Source organism: Phyllobacterium zundukense (assembly GCF_025452195.1).
GTDB lineage: Bacteria > Pseudomonadota > Alphaproteobacteria > Rhizobiales > Rhizobiaceae > Phyllobacterium > Phyllobacterium zundukense_A.
In genome coordinates, this window is sequence record NZ_CP104973.1 from 2836159 (window position 1) to 2852597 (window position 16439).

The following is a 16439-nucleotide window of genomic DNA, read 5'->3' on the forward strand; positions in this document are numbered from 1 at the left end:
ACCAGCCGGGCTTTTTCCTTTGACCTGAGAAGAGAGGGTGATATAGGGACCGGCGCTTGAGGCTTATGCTTCATCTGCGGATATGGCGAAATTGGTAGACGCACCAGATTTAGGTTCTGGCGGGAGACCGTGGGGGTTCGAGTCCCTCTATCCGCACCACCTTACCCCGACGTCGTATTCAACTCAATTTTGTTCGATCAACTTGTCTATCACCGGCGCAAGGGAGACGTTCCATTCTGGCGCGCGCCAATCGAAAACGTCAAAGAACTTGTCCGTCGACAATCTGGAATTAAGCGGGCGAGCCGCCTTTGTCGGATAGTCGGCGGTAAGAATGTCCCTGACCTCGGCATGAGGACCGCCTTTTTTGCTGCTCTCGGCAAAGATTTCCCTGGCGAACGAACTCCAGTTGGCATTGCCTGTGCCTGCAAGATGGTAGATGCCGAATGCTTCGAATGCTGCGTCCGTTCGCAGCCGATCCGCAACTCGCAAAATACCGTCTGCTATGTCGAGCGCCGATGTGGGATTGCCCCATTGGTCCGAAACCACCGACACGGTGTCGCGGCTTTCCGCCAGCCTCAGCATCGTCTTGACAAAATTCTTGCCGAACGGGCTGTAGACCCACGCTGTCCGCAAGATCAGATGGCGGGAGTTGGCGGCGGCGACGGCCAACTCGCCCTCGAGTTTCGACCGGCCATAAACGCCGCGGGGTCCGGTCGGATCAGTTTCCGTATATGGCCTATCGCCCTCTCCAGAAAATACATAATCCGTGGAAAGGTGAATTACCGGGGCGCCGATCGCTGCAGCAGCTTGCGCCACAATTCCCGCGCCGACTGCATTGATGGCATGTGCCAGCTCGGGTTCGTCCTCGGCAAGATCAACTGCCGTATATGCTGCCGCAGAGACGAGCAGATCTGGCTTGGCGGCATAGATTGTTTCGGAGACGGTTTCGGCCCGCGTCAGATCGAACTCCGGGCGCCCGAGAGCAATGAGTTCGATTGAAGGCTGATGTGCTGCCCGTTCGATGAGGCTACGTACGACTTGTCCATCTCGTCCCGTAACGACAATCCTCATGACGCTCCTTTGTTCGCTGCGCCAAGCCGCTCGCCAGCATAACGCTCGCCGCGAATCGGCTGCCACCACCACTCATTGTCGAGATACCACTGGACCGTGCGCTCCAGGCCGGTCTCGAACGTTTCCGCAGGTGCCCACCCGAGCTCCCGCTCTATCTTGGAGGCATCTATGGCGTAACGGCGATCATGGCCCGGCCGGTCGGTGACGAAAGTAATCAGATCACGATAACGTCGGCTACCGCTCCGAGGACGTTTCTTGTCGAGAATATCACAGATCGTTTCGACGACGCTGAGATTGGTCCGTTCCGCGCGACCGCCGATATTGTAGCTTTCGCCGGGTTTGCCCTTGGTGACGACGAGTTCCAATGCGCGGGCGTGATCTTCCACGTACAGCCAGTCGCGTATATTGGCACCGGCGCCGTAGACCGGCAGGGGCTTGCCATCGAGGGCATTGAGGATGACCAGCGGGATCAGTTTTTCCGGAAAATGGAAGGGGCCGTAATTGTTCGAGCAATTCGACAGCACCACAGGCAGGCCATAGGTCTCATGCCAGGCCCGGACCAGATGATCGGACGCAGCCTTGGAAGCGGAATAAGGCGACGACGGCGCGTAAGGCGTTTCTTCGGTGAAGATACCGCTGTCGAAGGGCAGGTCGCCGAACACTTCATCGGTAGAAATGTGATGGAAGCGGAACACAGATCTCTCTGGCTCCGGAAGTTCCCGCCAATAGGTCAGCGCCGCATTGAGCATACGGAATGTGCCAATGATGTTGGTTTCGATGAATGCCGCCGGGCCGTCGATAGAGCGATCGACATGGCTCTCGGCTGCCAGATGCATGATCGCATCGATCTTCTCGCTGCGGAGGATGCCGAGGATCGTCGTATCGTCGCAAATATCGGCCTTGATAAAGCTGTAATTCGGAAAGTTTTCGAGCTGGCGCAACGAAGCGAGATTGCCCGCATAGGTGAGCTTGTCGACATTTACGACATGGTTCTTCGGGTTGGCAGCGAGATGACGGCAGACCGCTGATCCAATGAAGCCGGCGCCGCCGGTAACAAGTATCTTCATGAAACTGATTGCTCCTCAGGGAAAAATATCGGCACCATCGAGCAAGGGGGCTTTCCGGTCCTTGTCAGACAGCTGAATAGCAGCGGCCTCGAAGGGCCATTCGATACCAATGGAAGGGTCGTCGAAACGGATATTGCGATCGTGTTCGGGTGAATAATAATCCGTCACCTTATATATGACTTCGGTGTTTTCCTCCAAAGTCAGAAACCCGTGTGCGAAGCCTTTTGGAACAAGGATCTGGTTCCATTTCGTCGCCGATACCTCAAGTGCGAGCCATTTCCCGAACGTAGGCGATGATTTCCGGATGTCGACGACAACATCGAGTATCGAGCCGCTTACCACGCGCACCAGTTTATCCTGCGCGCGTGGCGGCAACTGGTAATGCAACCCGCGAAGAACACCCTTGGCAGCCGAAAGAGAGTGATTGTCCTGAACAAACTGCAGATCGATCCCGGCTTTGGCCAAGGCTTGCGCATTATAGGTTTCGGAGAAGAAACCTCTGTCATCGCCGAATTTGGGCGGCTTGATCTCGAACACGCCTGTGAGGGCGAGAGGCGTGATTTCAATCATCGTTTCCGACCTCAGCTGCGCGGCGGCGCAAATATGCAGCATATTCCGTCTTGCCCATTTTCGCGGCTCGCTCCAGAACCTGTCCGGCGTCCAGCCAACCCCATTCCAGGCCGATTTCCTCCGGGCAGGCTATCTTGATGCCTTGGCGGTGTTCGATGGTGCGCACGAAAGAAGCGGCCTCGTGCAGACTATCGTGCGTCCCCGTATCGAGCCAGGCATAGCCGCGTCCCAATCGCTGGACCCGCAAATCGCCGCGCTCAAGATAGATATTGTTAACGCTGGTAATCTCCAGCTCGCCGCGGTGGGAAGGCTTGATGGATCTCGCGATATCGACAACTTCATTGTCATAGAAATACAGGCCGGTGACAGCCCAGCTGGATTTCGGTTTGGCGGGCTTTTCCTCGATGGAAAGCGCCCGGCCCGTTGCCTTGTCAAACTCGACGACACCGTACCGTTGCGGGTCCTCGACGTGATAGGCGAAAACCGTTCCACCCTTTTCGCCGGATGACGCCAGTTGACAGAGCTTGGAGAGACCATCGCCGAAATAGATATTGTCGCCAAGGATCATCGCGACGCTATCATCTCCGATGAAATCCCGACCGATAATGAACGCCTCCGCGAGGCCATTTGGATTTGGTTGTTCAGCATAGGAAAAATTCACGCCGAAATCGCGGCCATCCCCCAAAAGCTTCTGGAACAGCGGCAAATCATGCGGTGTCGAAATCACCAGGATGTCGCGTATCCCCGCCAGCATCAGCACGCTCAGCGGATAATAGATCATCGGTTTGTCGTAGATAGGAAGCATTTGCTTCGACACGGCGATGGTCAATGGATACAGACGCGTACCGCTTCCACCTGCGAGAATTATTCCCTTCATCTAATCGAAAATCCTAATCCATGGAAAATACCGTCGAACCGTTAGCCTATTCGTACGTGTTGGACAACCTCTGTGTCGTTGAACACTCAATGGAAGTTTGCTGATGGTTCTCCGCTAAATTGACATCCGTCAGGCGGTCGCATATCGACCAACGGAAAATGCACGTCTCTGATCCTCGGGGAAATGATGCAGTAGCGACCGACAGGGAAAACATTGGAAGCCGCGGCCAAAGTGAACGAGCGTATATTTTGGCCGCTAGTGGCGCCCGACAGATAGTTCGAATATCCTTCCACCGAACAGTAGACGGATTGGTAAAGGCATGAGTTTCAAGCGCGCCGTGAGCGCATTTGTTCGTATTACGCACATTCTCGTTGAGACGCTGCCTTTTGCCACCAGAAAGCTGGTCGAATCCGTTCGGGTATTCGGCGTGAAAAAAACGACATCGCGAATTCTCAGTTTCACACGAAGTGGCAAGCTACGAGCGCTCATCGGAAACCGCCGCACTTCCTTGCTGTCTACGGTGAATGACAAAAACAGAGACGCGCATTCCACTTTCTATCCCAAAAGTCAAAGCCGACCAGCCGCAAATTTCATGATACCGCGCGTTTTGATCGTCGCAGAAATGTCGATCCCCCAGTGCAAAAAATATCGAGTCGATCAGAAAGCGGAACTGTTTGGCAAAATAGGTGTCGCGACCAAGATAATTGACTGGACGCATCTGGACGAGGTTCGGACGCTTCTGCAGACTTATCCGGTGGTAATATTCTACAGGGTTCCGGCAACGCCTGAGGTGATCTTGATAATTCAAGAGGCCAGGCGCCTTGGCGTTCATACTTTCTGGGAAGTAGACGACCTCGTATTCGACCCGGACGGCTACCTTTCCAATAAAAACCTCGACCGTCTCGACCCTGGAATGCGAGCCGGCGTTATTGCCGGCATGAAACTTTATCGCGACGCCCTCGTGCTGTGCGATGAAGGCATAGGCTCTACACCCATACTTGCAAAATGGATGACGGAAACCACGGGAAGACCTGCACACGTCATAGAAAATGCGCTCGACGACGAGACACTCGAAACAGCACACAGAATCCGGGACGCAAACAAGCGATATACCAAGTCACAAGAAGATGTGATCATAGTCTACGGCTCCGGCACGAAGACCCACGATATCGACTTTTTGTCGGCGAGTGAGGCGATCTATAACGTACTTTCCAAACGGCCCAACGTCAGGCTTCGGATCATCGGCGAATTGAACATTGAACCGCGGTTCGACGACCTTGCAAACCGAATCGAGCGGTTGCCATTTACAACTTTCGACGGTTATCTGGAAAAAGTCGCCAACGCAGACATCTCGATAGCTCCGCTCGAACAGACTGTTTTCAACGATGCAAAAAGCAACATCAAGTTCCTTGAAGCATCGATTCTGGGCCTGCCTTCAGTGTGTTCACCTGTAGATGCATTTAAATCCGCTATCGTCGACGGTGAGACAGGCTTTCTCGCAGCAAGTCCTGACGAATGGGAGCACAAGCTGCTCGCGCTGGTGGACGATCAGGCGCTCCGCGCCGAGATGGCCGGGAAAGCTCTCGAAAGCGTGTTTCGGGCCTATAGTCCAGACTATATAGCACAGCAGCAGCTGGGCCCGCTGATCAGAAGGTTCAATAACCGAAAATCAAACGTCACACGCATACTTTTTGCCAATGTCTACTTTGCTCCGCAATCGTTTGGTGGAGCAACGATAGTGGCCGAGGAGATGGCGCAACGACTGGCACAGAAGGAAAATGTCGAAGTCTACGTCTTCACTTCCTGGTCAAATGACGGTGCGCCTGACTATGGAGTGGTTCGCTACGAGGCCAAAGGTGCCACCGTTTTCGCCGTAAAGGTGCCGGTGATCCGGACGCGCCTTATGGATGTCGAAGACGAGGCCATGGGCCAGGTTTTCGAAGAGGTTCTTAGCGCGATAAAACCGGATGTAGTCCAGTTGCATTCGATTCAAACCTTGGGTGTGGCGTTGGGTTCGGTTTGCAAGGCGGCAGGCATTCCTTATGCAATAACCCTTCACGATGCGTGGTGGCTGTGCGAGCGCCAGTTCATGGTCACAGGCGAGGGTAAATATTGTTTCCAGACGCGGATCGATCCGGACGTGTGCGCGCGTTGTGTGTTGGACAAGAGCTTTAACAAACAGCGCACGGCAATCGTTCTACGAGGCTTGTTCCAGGCAGATGGACTTATCTCTCCGAGCCACTTTTTCAAGCAGCTTCACCTGTATAACGGGTTACGTGACGAACAGATATTTGTGAACAAAAACGGCATAAAGCTTCCCTCTGCTGAGCATAAGCGCATTCCGTCCAAACCTATCCGGTTCGGGTATGTAGGTGGATCCACTCCTATCAAAGGATATGAACTGGTTCGTCAAGCTTTCTCCGCGCTTCCCGAATGCGGGATCGAATTGGTACTGGTCGACAACACTCTCAATCACGGATACAGCAGCATCGACGCCAACGGAATGAACGCCAACAATCCCGTCCATATAGTGCCGGCCTATACACAAGACACCATTGATGAGTTCTTTTCCGGAATTGATGTTCTCCTCTTTCCCTCACAATGGAAAGAAAGCTTCGGTCTGACGGTAAGGGAAGCGCTCATCCGCGATGTTTGGGTTATTGCTACCGACGCCGGAGGAGCCGTCGAAGATGTCGTTCCCGGGGAAAACGGAGACGTAATCCCGATTTCGAACGACAGTGTCCATTTAAGAAAGGCCATGGAAAGGATCATTGAAAATGGAAATTTTCTCAAGAATTATTCCAATCCGTACAAAGATCGTATTCGAACTTTCGATGAGCAGGCCGATGAACTACTCCTCTACTTGATGTCTCTTATAAAACGTGAGCCGGCTGTCGTTGTCGATGCAGATCGCTGAATGTTTCAATATCTTCGTTATTCCCATTCTCGCGATGCGATCGGCAAAGCATAAATGCAGCGCTGGGGCATGACGGCGTGCTGAGCGAACCACCTAGGTTCGGCTCCTTCATCGCTAATGGCCACCCAACACCAAGGTCTGGACGGGGAGCATCAGAGCCTGCATTCTAAGGATCATCGCGTGCACGACAGCGACTGTGTCGACCATGTGCAGGAACAACCATTTCCCCGTGCCGATATCCTTCGCTGCAAGCGCGTCGTGATTGTTGGTATAGGCATTGGCGATGCAACTGCTGCCTGGCGGAATGCCCGCCAGTTGCCCCGGATATAGCGCCTCCAGGAAGACCGTGAGCGTGCCGGGCCGCGCAAGTTGCTGCACATCGATCAGCTGGTCCGTCGGCCGAAGCTGTCCCGCCGCAATCACGTCCTGAACTTCGGTCACCACCATTGGAATGATCGTAAAGGGCTTCCCGATACACGTTGCTTCGGCAATCATGCCCTTTTTCATCACCTGCGCCTCGATCTGACCAAAACCGGCAATCAGCGCGACGCGTCCGGCCTCCTGCGGGACGAGGATCCCGGCGGGGCGGATCATTGTGTTAACAACATCGCCGGGCCGCAATGTAAACTGTTGGACCGTTCCGGCCACACCGGCCCGGACCACGGTTTTATCCAGTTCCACCTGTGCCTGCTTAAGGGCCGCTTCTGCACTCGCCTTCTGGGCAGGCAACAGCGTTGAAAGTTTTGTCTCTATTGTCCGCTTGTTGGCGATAGCGGCGTCGAGCGCTCCCTTTCGGGTGTCAGCGGTGATCTGCAATCGCTCCACCTCCCGAACCGAAACGTCCGCCCTGCGCCGCAAAAGCTCTTGCCTGGTCGCGAGTTCATCCAGAGCTTGCTGGTATGCACCTTGCGCCTGCTGAATGAGGCCATCTGCCCCCGCCAATTCCGTTTGTGCCACCGCAGTCTCGGCAACGGTCTCATCGATTTGGCGTTGTGCCGTTTCGTGTGCCGCTTCCTGTTCCGAACTGTCGAGCCGGAAAAGCGGTGCTCCGGCTTCGACCTTTGTATTGATTCCGACGAACACTTCGGCAACACGGCCGGTGGTTTCGGGGAGAATGGTTACTGTCCGGAATACCGCGGTGACGTTTTTCGTCGAAGGATGAAAATAAAAAATGACTGTAATCAACGCAACGGTCAATAAAAGGCAGGCAGTGATACCCCAGCGCAGCTCATACCATACCGTATAGAGAGTAATCTCCCGGCCGAGACGTCTTCCCTGCACATAGCGGCGGTAAAGATAGTCCGGAAAGACTGTGAGCATTGAACAGAGAATGAGCTCAAACATAACTCAGATACCCCCGCCTGCGGTGTCGGATTTCGGTTCCGGTTCTGGCGGGGAGACTATTGCCTCATCCTCCCTGGTTCTATCGCGTCCAGAGAGTTTCTCGAGCGACTGCGCAATTGAGACCATCGGCGAGGAGAAATCCGGAAAATCAATCAACGCCAGCAACAGGCCGGCGATCCAGAAGATATGGTTATGGGTAAACAGGGAAATGAGCGCCAGGACGGCCACAATCTCCATTTGCACCTTTTTCCCCCGATGCGCCATTTGCTCCGGCAGGGCATGCAGTCGGAAATAGAAATTGCCGACGATGAGGATCATTGCCAACAGGAACACGACCACCCCACTGAACAGCCAGTCGGATTGACCGGGGGCGGTGATAAAAACCGGCAGATGTTCTATCGCTGCCGGGTGTACTGCGTCGGCCATTTATCCCATTCCCCCACTGCTCAATGGTTCGCGATCGACCAATCATCCCGCGCGGCCAATACTGTCCGTGCAAGCGCAGCATGCATGTTGACGAATTTCGAAGAAAGTACGTAACAGTAACTATGGCGGGCGTAGCTGTTTGCGGCGCGAGGCTTTCGAGGCCTCGCGCCATTTTTGCTACTGGGCGGGGGCTTCTTCCACCGCCACTTTACGTTTGCGGCCAAACGACCGGAGTGCGACATAGAACACCGGTGTCAGGAACAGGCCAAAGAACGTCACGCCGAGCATGCCAGAAAACACCGCCGTACCGAGCGACTGGCGCATTTCGGCACCCGGTCCCTGTGCGATCATCAGCGGGACAACGCCGAAGATGAAGGCGAAGGCGGTCATCAGAATTGGACGCAGACGCAGGCGGCTCGCCTCGATGGCCGCTTCGACCGGCGTCGCACCATCCTCCTGGTGCTGCCGGGCGAATTCGACGATGAGAATCGCGTTCTTCGCCGCCAGACCAATCAGGACGACGAGCCCGATCTGCGTCAGGATATTGTTGTCCATACCTCGCAGATCCACCCCGATCAGCGCCGCCAGCACAGCCAACGGAACGATCAGAATGATCGCCAGCGGCAGGATCCAGCTTTCATATTGGGCGGACAGTGCAAGAAAGACGAATACCACGGAAAGGCCGAAAATCAGTATCGCCGTGTTTCCCGTGCTTCTCTCCTGCAATGCAAGCTCGGTCCAATTGAAGGTTGTACCCGGCGGCAAGGTTTTCGCCGCAAGCTCCTCCATCTTGTCGAGCCCTGTACCGGTAGAAACCCCGGGCGCAGAATTGCCCTGGAGCGGCACCGACACGTACATATTATAGCGCTGCACGAGCGATGGACCGGTTGTATCCCTGATTTCGACAAGTGTACCCAGCGGAACCAGCGCACCGGTCGCCGAGCGAACCTTCAGCGCGAGAATGTCCGCGCGATCCATGCGGAATTGCTGATCGGCCTGCGCGCGCACTTGATAAACACGGCCGTAAGCATTGAAATCATTCACATAAGACGTGCCGAGATTGATCGACAGCGCTTCAAAAATGTTGGGAATAGGCACGTTCAATGCCCGAGCCTTGTCGCGGTCGATATCAAGGAAATATTGCGGGCTCGATGCAGAGAACGTCGTATAGACGCCGGTAAGACCAGGTGTCTGGTTGGCTTCTCCCATCATCTGCTGGGCCAGGCCAAGAACGCGGCGCATATCCGAACTGTCGCGATCGAGGAGCTGCATCTTGAAACCACCGGCGTTGCCGACACCGCGAATGGAAGGCGGTGGCACCGCGATGATGAAAGCTTCCTGAATGCTCTGCAGACTTCCATAAATCTGGCCAATGATCGACGTTGCCGTCTGGCCATTCTTGATCCGTTCGTCAAATGACTCGAACGGCGCGAAAACAACGCCGGCATTCGAAGCATTGGTGAAAGTCGCGCCACTGAAGCCGGCGAAGGCGACCGAGTTTCTGACACCGGGGATATCGCGGATAATCTTCGAGGCTTGCTGGACCACGGCGTCGGTGCGGGCGAGGGATGCTCCGTCCGGCAGCTGGACAACCACGATGGCGTACCCTTGGTCCATCTGAGGAATGAAGCCGCGCGGTACCAGATTCGAGATGTACCATGTGGCTCCAAGCAGGCCGACGAACACGAGAAGCGAGGCAAGGAGGCCGATCGTCGATCCCACCAGCCGTCTTACGATCCAGGAATAGCCCGATGCCATTTTATCGAAGCCTCTGTTGAAACCGTTTGCGAGGCCTCGCCCGAAGCGCGCGAGAGGATTTTTCGAAACCGCGTGATCGTGCGGGCGCAGGATAATTGCTGCCAGGGCAGGAGATAACGTCAGCGAGTTGAGAGCTGAAATCGCTGTTGCCGCAGAAATCGTTACGGCAAATTGCAGGTAGAACTGGCCGGAAATGCCGGGAATGAAAGCCGTAGGTGCGAACACTGCGATGAGCACCAGCGAGATGGCGATAACAGCGGTGCCCACTTCATCCATGGTGGTATGTGCCGCCTGCTTTGGCGTCATGCCAGATGCCAGGTTTCGTTCCACGTTTTCGACCACGACAATCGCATCGTCGACGACAATGCCAATGGCGAGAACGAGGCCGAACAAGGTCAGCATATTCAGCGAAAAGCCGAATGCCAGAAGAATGGCGAACGTGCCGATCAACGAGACCGGGATAGCGACGATAGGAATGATTGCGGTACGCCACGATTGCAGGAAGACGAGCACGACCAACGCGACGAGGATCACAGCTTCAAAGATCGTCGTGTAAACATCGTTGATCGACTCAGCGATGAATTCCGTCGGATCATAGACGATGTCGTATTTGAGCCCTGGAGGGAAATCCTTGGCAAGCTCCTGCATTGTGGACTTGATGGTCGCAGCAGCTGCAAGCGCATTGGTGCCGGGCCGGCTGAAGATACCGAGCGCTACGGCGGGACTGCCATCGAGGTAGCTGTTGGTCACATAGTCTTTCGCACCAAGCTCAATACGGGCGACATCCTGCAACTGGACCAGCCGGCCGTCTGCACCCGTCTTGACGATCACATAGCGAAATTGCCTCGCATCTTCGAACCGGCCCTGCATCGTGACGGTATACTGAAAGGCGCCTGTGCCAGACGTTGGCGGGCCGCCGATTTCACCGCCATTGACCTGTACGTTCTGGTCACGCAACGCCTGCACGACGTCGCCCGACGTCATGCTGTAGGCGGCCAGTTTCTGCGGATCGAGCCAGACGCGCATCGAATACTGACGCTCACCGAAAATAGTGATGTCGCCGACGCCGTCGAGCCGCAGCAGCACATCGCGGATGCGGGTGTTGGCATAGTTCGACGCGTAGAGCTGATCATAGCGGTTATCCGGCGAAAGCACGTGCACGACCATCATCAGGTCAGGCGAGCTTTTCGTCGTGGTTATGCCGTTGCGCTGGACGTCTTCCGGCAGCTGCGGCACAGCAATCGCGACACGGTTCTGCACAAGAACCTGTGCCTTGTCGAGATCGGTGCCGAGTTTGAAGGTGATGGTCAGCGACATCGAACCGTCAGCCGTCGAATAGGATGACATGTAAAGCATGTCCTCGACGCCATTGATCTGCTGCTCGATCGGCGTCGCCACAGTATTCGCAATGGTTTCCGCATCGGCGCCCGGATAGGACGTGCGCACCACGATGGTCGGCGGAGCGATTTCAGGATATTGGGCGACGGGGAGCTGTGTGTAGGCAATGCTGCCGACAAGCAGCAGTACTATCGAAAGGACGGATGCGAAGATCGGCCGATCGATGAAGAAATGCGCAAACCTCATTGACTGGCCTCCGCCGTCTTTGCCTCTGGCGGAAGCTGGACGAGTTCGGGCTTAACCTTGCCGCCGGGGCGAACGCGCATCAACCCATTGATGACGACTGTTTCGTCGCCAGTCAGCCCCTCGCGAATGACGCGGTAGCCATAAAGTGTGGGACCCGGGCGAACTGGCTTGCTTGTGACAGTGCCGTCCTCAGCGACGACAAAGACAACGCGTTCATTCTGGTCCGAACCGACAGCTTCGTCAGGAACCAGGATACCTTTGTAGGTGTTCGAAGCAGCCACTTCGACGCGGCCAAAAAGTCCTGGCTGCAGGATGAAATTGGGGTTGGCGAAGCGTGCGCGAACCCGCATGGTTCCCGTTGCGTCATCGATCCGATTTTCGGCAAAGTCGAGTTTGCCCTTGACCGGCGGTTCGTTGGAATCTGTGAGTTTGACGGTGACGTCGAGGCCGCCTCCGCCTTCTTGCAAATTGCTTCCGCGCTCACGCGCCGTGCGTGCGTAGTTGAGCAGATTGCGCTCATCGACGTCGAAATAGAAATCGATCGGGTCAAGCGAGACGATGGTGGTCAGGATCGTGTCATTGGCATTGACCAGATTACCCACGGAAATCAGACGGCGGTCGATGCGGCCATCCTGCGGCGCGGTTATCTGCGTATAGTTAAGGTTGAGCTCTGCGCCGTCGACCGCTGCCTGAGCGCCAGCCACACTGGCCTGGCCCGCCAGGAAAGCGCGCCGCTGGTCATCGAGCGTCGATACTGACAGGGTGCCGCTCCCGGTCAGCGACTCCGTCCGCTTGTACTGTGCCTCGGCGTAAGTCAGCGTCGTCTTGGCAACTTCGAGCGACGATTTTGCCTGCGCAAGCGCGGTGACATAGGGCCGCTGGTCAATGGTGAAAAGCGGATCGCCCTTTTTTACCAACGCGCCGTCGGTGAAGTGAACTGTATCGAGATAGCCATCGATACGTGAACGGACGGCGACCTGATCGACGGCTTCAAATCGTCCGATAAACTCATCGCTGTCAACCACGTCGCGCACGACAGGCTTTGCAACCGTCACAGTCGGGGGAGGAGGCGGAGCTGCGGCTTCCTGGGCGAGGGCTGCCGATGCCGACAAGGTAGCGGCGGTAAAACCAAATTTTAAGGCTGTAAACAACGCGCGTGACAAGGGATAGGCCTCCATGGCAACGAGACTTCCAGTGTGTCGTACGGGGAAAAATACCAATCTGCTCAATCGATTGAAGATAGGTTTCCACAGACGACCAATCTAATATTGCAAATCAGTTCATAGGGCTTCGATCCGATTTATATACGACGACTATCGGGGAGGGCGTGGGCATAATCGATCTGTCTCAAAACCCCGTGGGGGCAGATTTGCACAGTTCGATTTCGTTGTCACCCTGCAATCGCGGGTAGCAATCGGCTGGTGACAAGCAATTTCGTCAACTGCAAATGCTCTACCATTGATTTTTAGACGTAAGGCAAGTAAAGGGAGCGACCAGTCGGTAAGGGTACTGTTTCTTCCGTAACTTTGTGCCGGATTGTGTGGTACAATCAATGCTACAAAACGAAGTTGAGTTAGAAATAAACCAATAAAATCAACGCGGATGGTAGAGCTTGGCTCACTCCATCCGAACCAGAAGCCACGACGGCATGAGTTTTTCTCCCGCAATTTGGCGAAAGAGCCGGTGACGGCGGGACGAATGTTAAAAAAGTGAAGGTTTGGACATGCAGGTTACTGAAACGCTCAATGAAGGGCTGAAGCGCGAGATCAAGGTCGTTGTTCCGGCCAAGGATCTGGAAGCAAAGCTTTCCGAACGCCTACAAGGCGCCAGCGCAAAAGCGCGCATCAATGGTTTCCGTCCAGGCAAAGTGCCGATGGCGCACCTGCGCAAGATGTACGGCAAGTCATTCATGGCTGAAGTCGTCAACGAGATTTTGAGCGATTCTTCACGCACGATCCTTGCCGAGCGCAATGAAAAGTCGGCTACCCAGCCTGAGGTCGTCATGACCGAGGATGAAAAGGAAGCGGACGAGGTATTGAGCGGTCAGGCCGATTTCGAATTCTCTTTGAATTATGAAGTTCTGCCTGCCATCGAGATCAAGGATACTTCCAAGATCAATGTCACGCGCGAAGTCGTCGATGTCTCCGATGAGGAAGTCGAAGAGCAGGTCAAGCGCGTTGCGAGTTCTGCCCAGACCTTCGAGACGAAGAAGGGCAAAGCTGAAAGCGGCGACCGCATCACCATGGATTACCTCGGCAAGGTCGACGATGTTCCTTTCGATGGTGGCGCGGACAGCGATGCGACGCTGGTTCTCGGTTCCGGCCAGTTCATTCCGGGCTTCGAAGATCAGTTGATCGGCACCAAGGCCGGCGATGAAAAGCAGATCAAGGTTACGTTCCCGGCCGAATACCAGGCAGCTCATCTTGCCGGCAAGGATGCAACCTTCGACGTAACCGTCAAGGAAGTTGCCAAGCCGGGCGAACTCGAAATCAATGACGAGACTGCCAAGAAGCTTGGCATCGAGAGCGCCGACCGCCTGCGTCAGGTAATCCGCGAGCAGATCGAAAGCCAGTACGGCAAGTTCACGCGTCAAAAGGTGAAGCGCCAGATACTCGATGCGCTCGACAGCGAATATCAGTTCGAGTCGCCAGAACGTCTGGTCAATGCCGAGTTCAACAATATCTGGGCACAGATCGGCCACGACCTGCAGGAAGCCGGCAAGACCTTCGAAGACGAAGACACGACGGAAGAAGAAGCTCGCGACGAGTATCGCAAGCTGGCTGAACGCCGCGTTCGTCTCGGTCTCGTACTCTCCGAAATTGGCAACAAGGCTGGTATCGAAGTCACTGAAGATGAGTTGCAGCGCGCTGTTTATGATCAGGTTCGCCAGTATCCCGGTCAGGAACAGCAGATCTATGAATTCTTCCGCAAGACGCCGGAAGCAGTCAACAATCTGCGTGCTCCGATCTTCGAGGAAAAGGTTGTCGACCACCTTTTGTCGAACATCAATGTCACTGACAAGAAGGTGACCAAGGAAGCTTTGATGGCCGATGACGAGGCTGACGCCAAGTCGGATGAAGCCAAGAAGCCAGCCAAGAAAGCAGCGCCGAAAAAGGCCGCCAAGAAGAAGACAGACGACGAGGCATAAGCTTCAGTTTGATTAAGGAAAAGGCCGCTTCGAGCGGCCTTTTTGTTAGTGTGGTTACGCCGACAGTTCAATAGACCCGTGCCAGCAAAACAGCTGCGCGGACAATATCAGCGTTATCGGCTGCCTTCGTCCCCGAAGGCAGTAGCCTGCCGTCCTCGAGGCCAATGCGGCTGTCATAGCCGCGCGCCATTGCTTCCCTGAACATCGGCCATACACTGGCTTCATCGCCATGCAACAGAATTGGAAGCGTAAAATCGGCGTGCTCGAGAACGGATATAATTCCGGTCGCGGCGGCGAGACTTTCTTGAGCCTCCTGTTCATTGATTTCGATCAAAATGCGCAGGCATTTCGCAGCGTCTGGCAGCCCGATAAAGCGTTCCGCGTCGCTCACAGACCACAGGCCCGCTTCGACGCCCATGCCTTTACCCAGGACGAGCGAGATCATCTCCGCTGCGTCCTCCTCAACGAGATTGATGGAAACGTAATCCGGCAGCACAGTCCATTGCTCGATCGGACTTTGCCGGGCCTTGCCACCAGGCGGAATGCGCCAGTGGGTGGATAGTCCGACGGGAACACCGGGGACGATGGTACGGATTGCCAGAATTGCCTCTGCGACATCATCGGGCTCTAGGCTCTCGGCACCATCCGCACCGCGCGGGTGTACATGAAGTTCCTGTGCGCCAGCAGCAACACTTTGCGCCGCATCCTGGGCGAGTTCTGCCGCGGTAAAAGGGACTGCAGCATGAAAGTCCCGGGTTCGTCCGCCGTTCAAACAGGCTTGCAGCATGATTTGCACTCCGATGAGATCTCGCCGGGATTATCATAGCGGAATTCGTACTGACCGCACATTTTTGATCGCGTTTGCGGTTGTCTCAGAAAAGTTTGAGGCCCTTCAGGCTGGCATGACCGTTCTTGCCGATGATGATGTGATCATGCACGACAATACCCATCTGTGCTCCGATATTGGCGATCGTCCTCGTCATTTCGATATCGGCTTTTGAGGGGGTAGGGTCACCGGAAGGGTGGTTGTGCGCGAGGATGATGCCACTGGCAGCCAGTTGCAGCGCCCGCGCAATCACCTCGCGCGGATAGACCGGGGTATGGTCCACCGTCCCGACTTGTTGGACTTCATCGGCGATCAACGCATTTTTCTTGTCCAGAAACAGGATGCGAAATTGTTCGCGCGACTCAAATGCCATCGCCGCGACGCAATAATCCATGACCTTGCTCCATGAGCTCAACACCGTCTTTTCGCGAATGTCGCTGCGGATCACGCGGTGGGTTAGCGCGGCGACGAGCTTGAGGTCGAAGGTAACGGCAGGACCGCACCCCTTCACCTCGCGCAAAAGATGTTCTGGAGCGCCAAGAACCTCTGCCAGTGATCCGAAGCGGGCAAGGAGGGCCTTGGCCAAGGGCTTCGTATCGCCTTGCTTGATCGAGCGGTACAGCAATATTTCCAGCATCTCATAGTCGGCAAATCCCGCATGCCCGACTTTTTGAAACCGCTGCCTTATCCGCTCGCGGTGCCCATGGTAATGCGGAAGCTCCTCGTCAGCATCGCTCTTCTGCTCGGCGTTGCGGACGACGCTACCGGCTGCAACGGGTGGTTGTTTGGGGGAGAGTTTTGCGGAGGGCTCGTTGAAGAAGAAAGTCTGTTCCGGCTTTTCTTCGCTCATT

The 16439-nt window shown here is 55.4% G+C and carries 12 protein-coding genes and 1 tRNA gene; 3 read left to right on the plus strand and 10 right to left on the minus strand.

Annotation, left to right across the window (positions count from 1 at the left end; genetic code table 11):
- The first annotated feature begins 76 nt into the window (after positions 1–76).
- Positions 77–159 (plus strand) — tRNA-Leu (locus tag N8E88_RS26285).
- Positions 160–183: 24 nt separating this feature from the next.
- On the opposite strand, the gene rfbD is transcribed toward N8E88_RS26285, so the two are convergent.
- The 4 genes from rfbD to rfbA are packed head-to-tail and all read right to left on the minus strand — an operon-like array spanning position 184 to position 3585.
- On the minus strand, positions 184–1071 hold the full coding sequence (gene rfbD, locus N8E88_RS26290) for a dTDP-4-dehydrorhamnose reductase (protein WP_262293158.1): 888 nt from the start codon (positions 1069–1071) through the stop codon (positions 184–186).
- Positions 1068–2138 (minus strand): dTDP-glucose 4,6-dehydratase, encoded by a 1071-nt coding sequence (gene rfbB / locus N8E88_RS26295; protein ID WP_262293159.1) that lies wholly within the window; start codon positions 2136–2138, stop codon positions 1068–1070. Before rfbB ends, rfbD begins: the two co-directional genes overlap by 4 nt.
- A gap of 15 nt (positions 2139–2153) precedes the next feature.
- Positions 2154–2708 (minus strand): dTDP-4-dehydrorhamnose 3,5-epimerase, encoded by a 555-nt coding sequence (gene rfbC / locus N8E88_RS26300; RefSeq protein ID WP_262293160.1) that lies wholly within the window; start codon positions 2706–2708, stop codon positions 2154–2156.
- Positions 2701–3585 carry a glucose-1-phosphate thymidylyltransferase RfbA gene (rfbA, locus tag N8E88_RS26305; RefSeq protein WP_262293161.1) on the minus strand — a complete coding sequence of 295 codons (885 nt, stop codon included), beginning with the start codon at positions 3583–3585 and terminating at the stop codon, positions 2701–2703. Before rfbA ends, rfbC begins: the two co-directional genes overlap by 8 nt.
- A gap of 607 nt (positions 3586–4192) precedes the next feature.
- Between rfbA and N8E88_RS26310 the strand changes: the two genes are divergently transcribed.
- The gene (locus N8E88_RS26310; RefSeq protein ID WP_262293162.1) at positions 4193–6502 is read left to right on the plus strand and encodes a glycosyltransferase; all 2310 of its coding nucleotides are present in this window, start codon (positions 4193–4195) and stop codon (positions 6500–6502) included.
- A 114-nt stretch (positions 6503–6616) separates the two neighbouring features.
- Here N8E88_RS26310 and N8E88_RS26315 read toward each other — a convergent pair whose 3' ends face one another.
- The 4 genes from N8E88_RS26315 to N8E88_RS26330 form a co-directional block, all read right to left on the minus strand.
- Complete coding sequence (locus tag N8E88_RS26315; protein ID WP_262293163.1) at positions 6617–7846, minus strand: HlyD family secretion protein; 1230 nt, start codon at positions 7844–7846, stop codon at positions 6617–6619.
- A 3-nt stretch (positions 7847–7849) separates the two neighbouring features.
- On the minus strand, positions 7850–8272 hold the full coding sequence (locus N8E88_RS26320; RefSeq protein WP_262293164.1) for a hypothetical protein: 423 nt from the start codon (positions 8270–8272) through the stop codon (positions 7850–7852).
- Between the two features lie 177 nt (positions 8273–8449).
- Positions 8450–11614 (minus strand): efflux RND transporter permease subunit, encoded by a 3165-nt coding sequence (locus N8E88_RS26325; protein ID WP_262293165.1) that lies wholly within the window; start codon positions 11612–11614, stop codon positions 8450–8452.
- Entirely contained in the window at positions 11611–12792 is a 1182-nt protein-coding gene (locus N8E88_RS26330; RefSeq protein ID WP_262293166.1) for an efflux RND transporter periplasmic adaptor subunit, read from the minus strand. Before N8E88_RS26330 ends, N8E88_RS26325 begins: the two co-directional genes overlap by 4 nt.
- A 545-nt stretch (positions 12793–13337) precedes the next feature.
- Between N8E88_RS26330 and tig the strand changes: the two genes are divergently transcribed.
- Complete coding sequence (gene tig / locus N8E88_RS26335) at positions 13338–14762, plus strand: trigger factor (RefSeq protein WP_262293167.1); 1425 nt, start codon at positions 13338–13340, stop codon at positions 14760–14762.
- A gap of 67 nt (positions 14763–14829) precedes the next feature.
- Here the strand turns inward: tig and N8E88_RS26340 are convergent, their stop codons facing one another.
- A complete protein-coding gene (locus N8E88_RS26340) occupies positions 14830–15549 on the minus strand; it encodes a 3-keto-5-aminohexanoate cleavage protein (protein WP_262293168.1) in 720 nt (239 codons plus the stop codon).
- A gap of 85 nt (positions 15550–15634) precedes the next feature.
- Positions 15635–16438, minus strand: a complete 804-nt coding sequence (radC, locus tag N8E88_RS26345; RefSeq protein ID WP_315975262.1) for a RadC family protein — start codon at positions 16436–16438, stop codon at positions 15635–15637.
- Position 16439 lies beyond the last annotated feature (1 nt).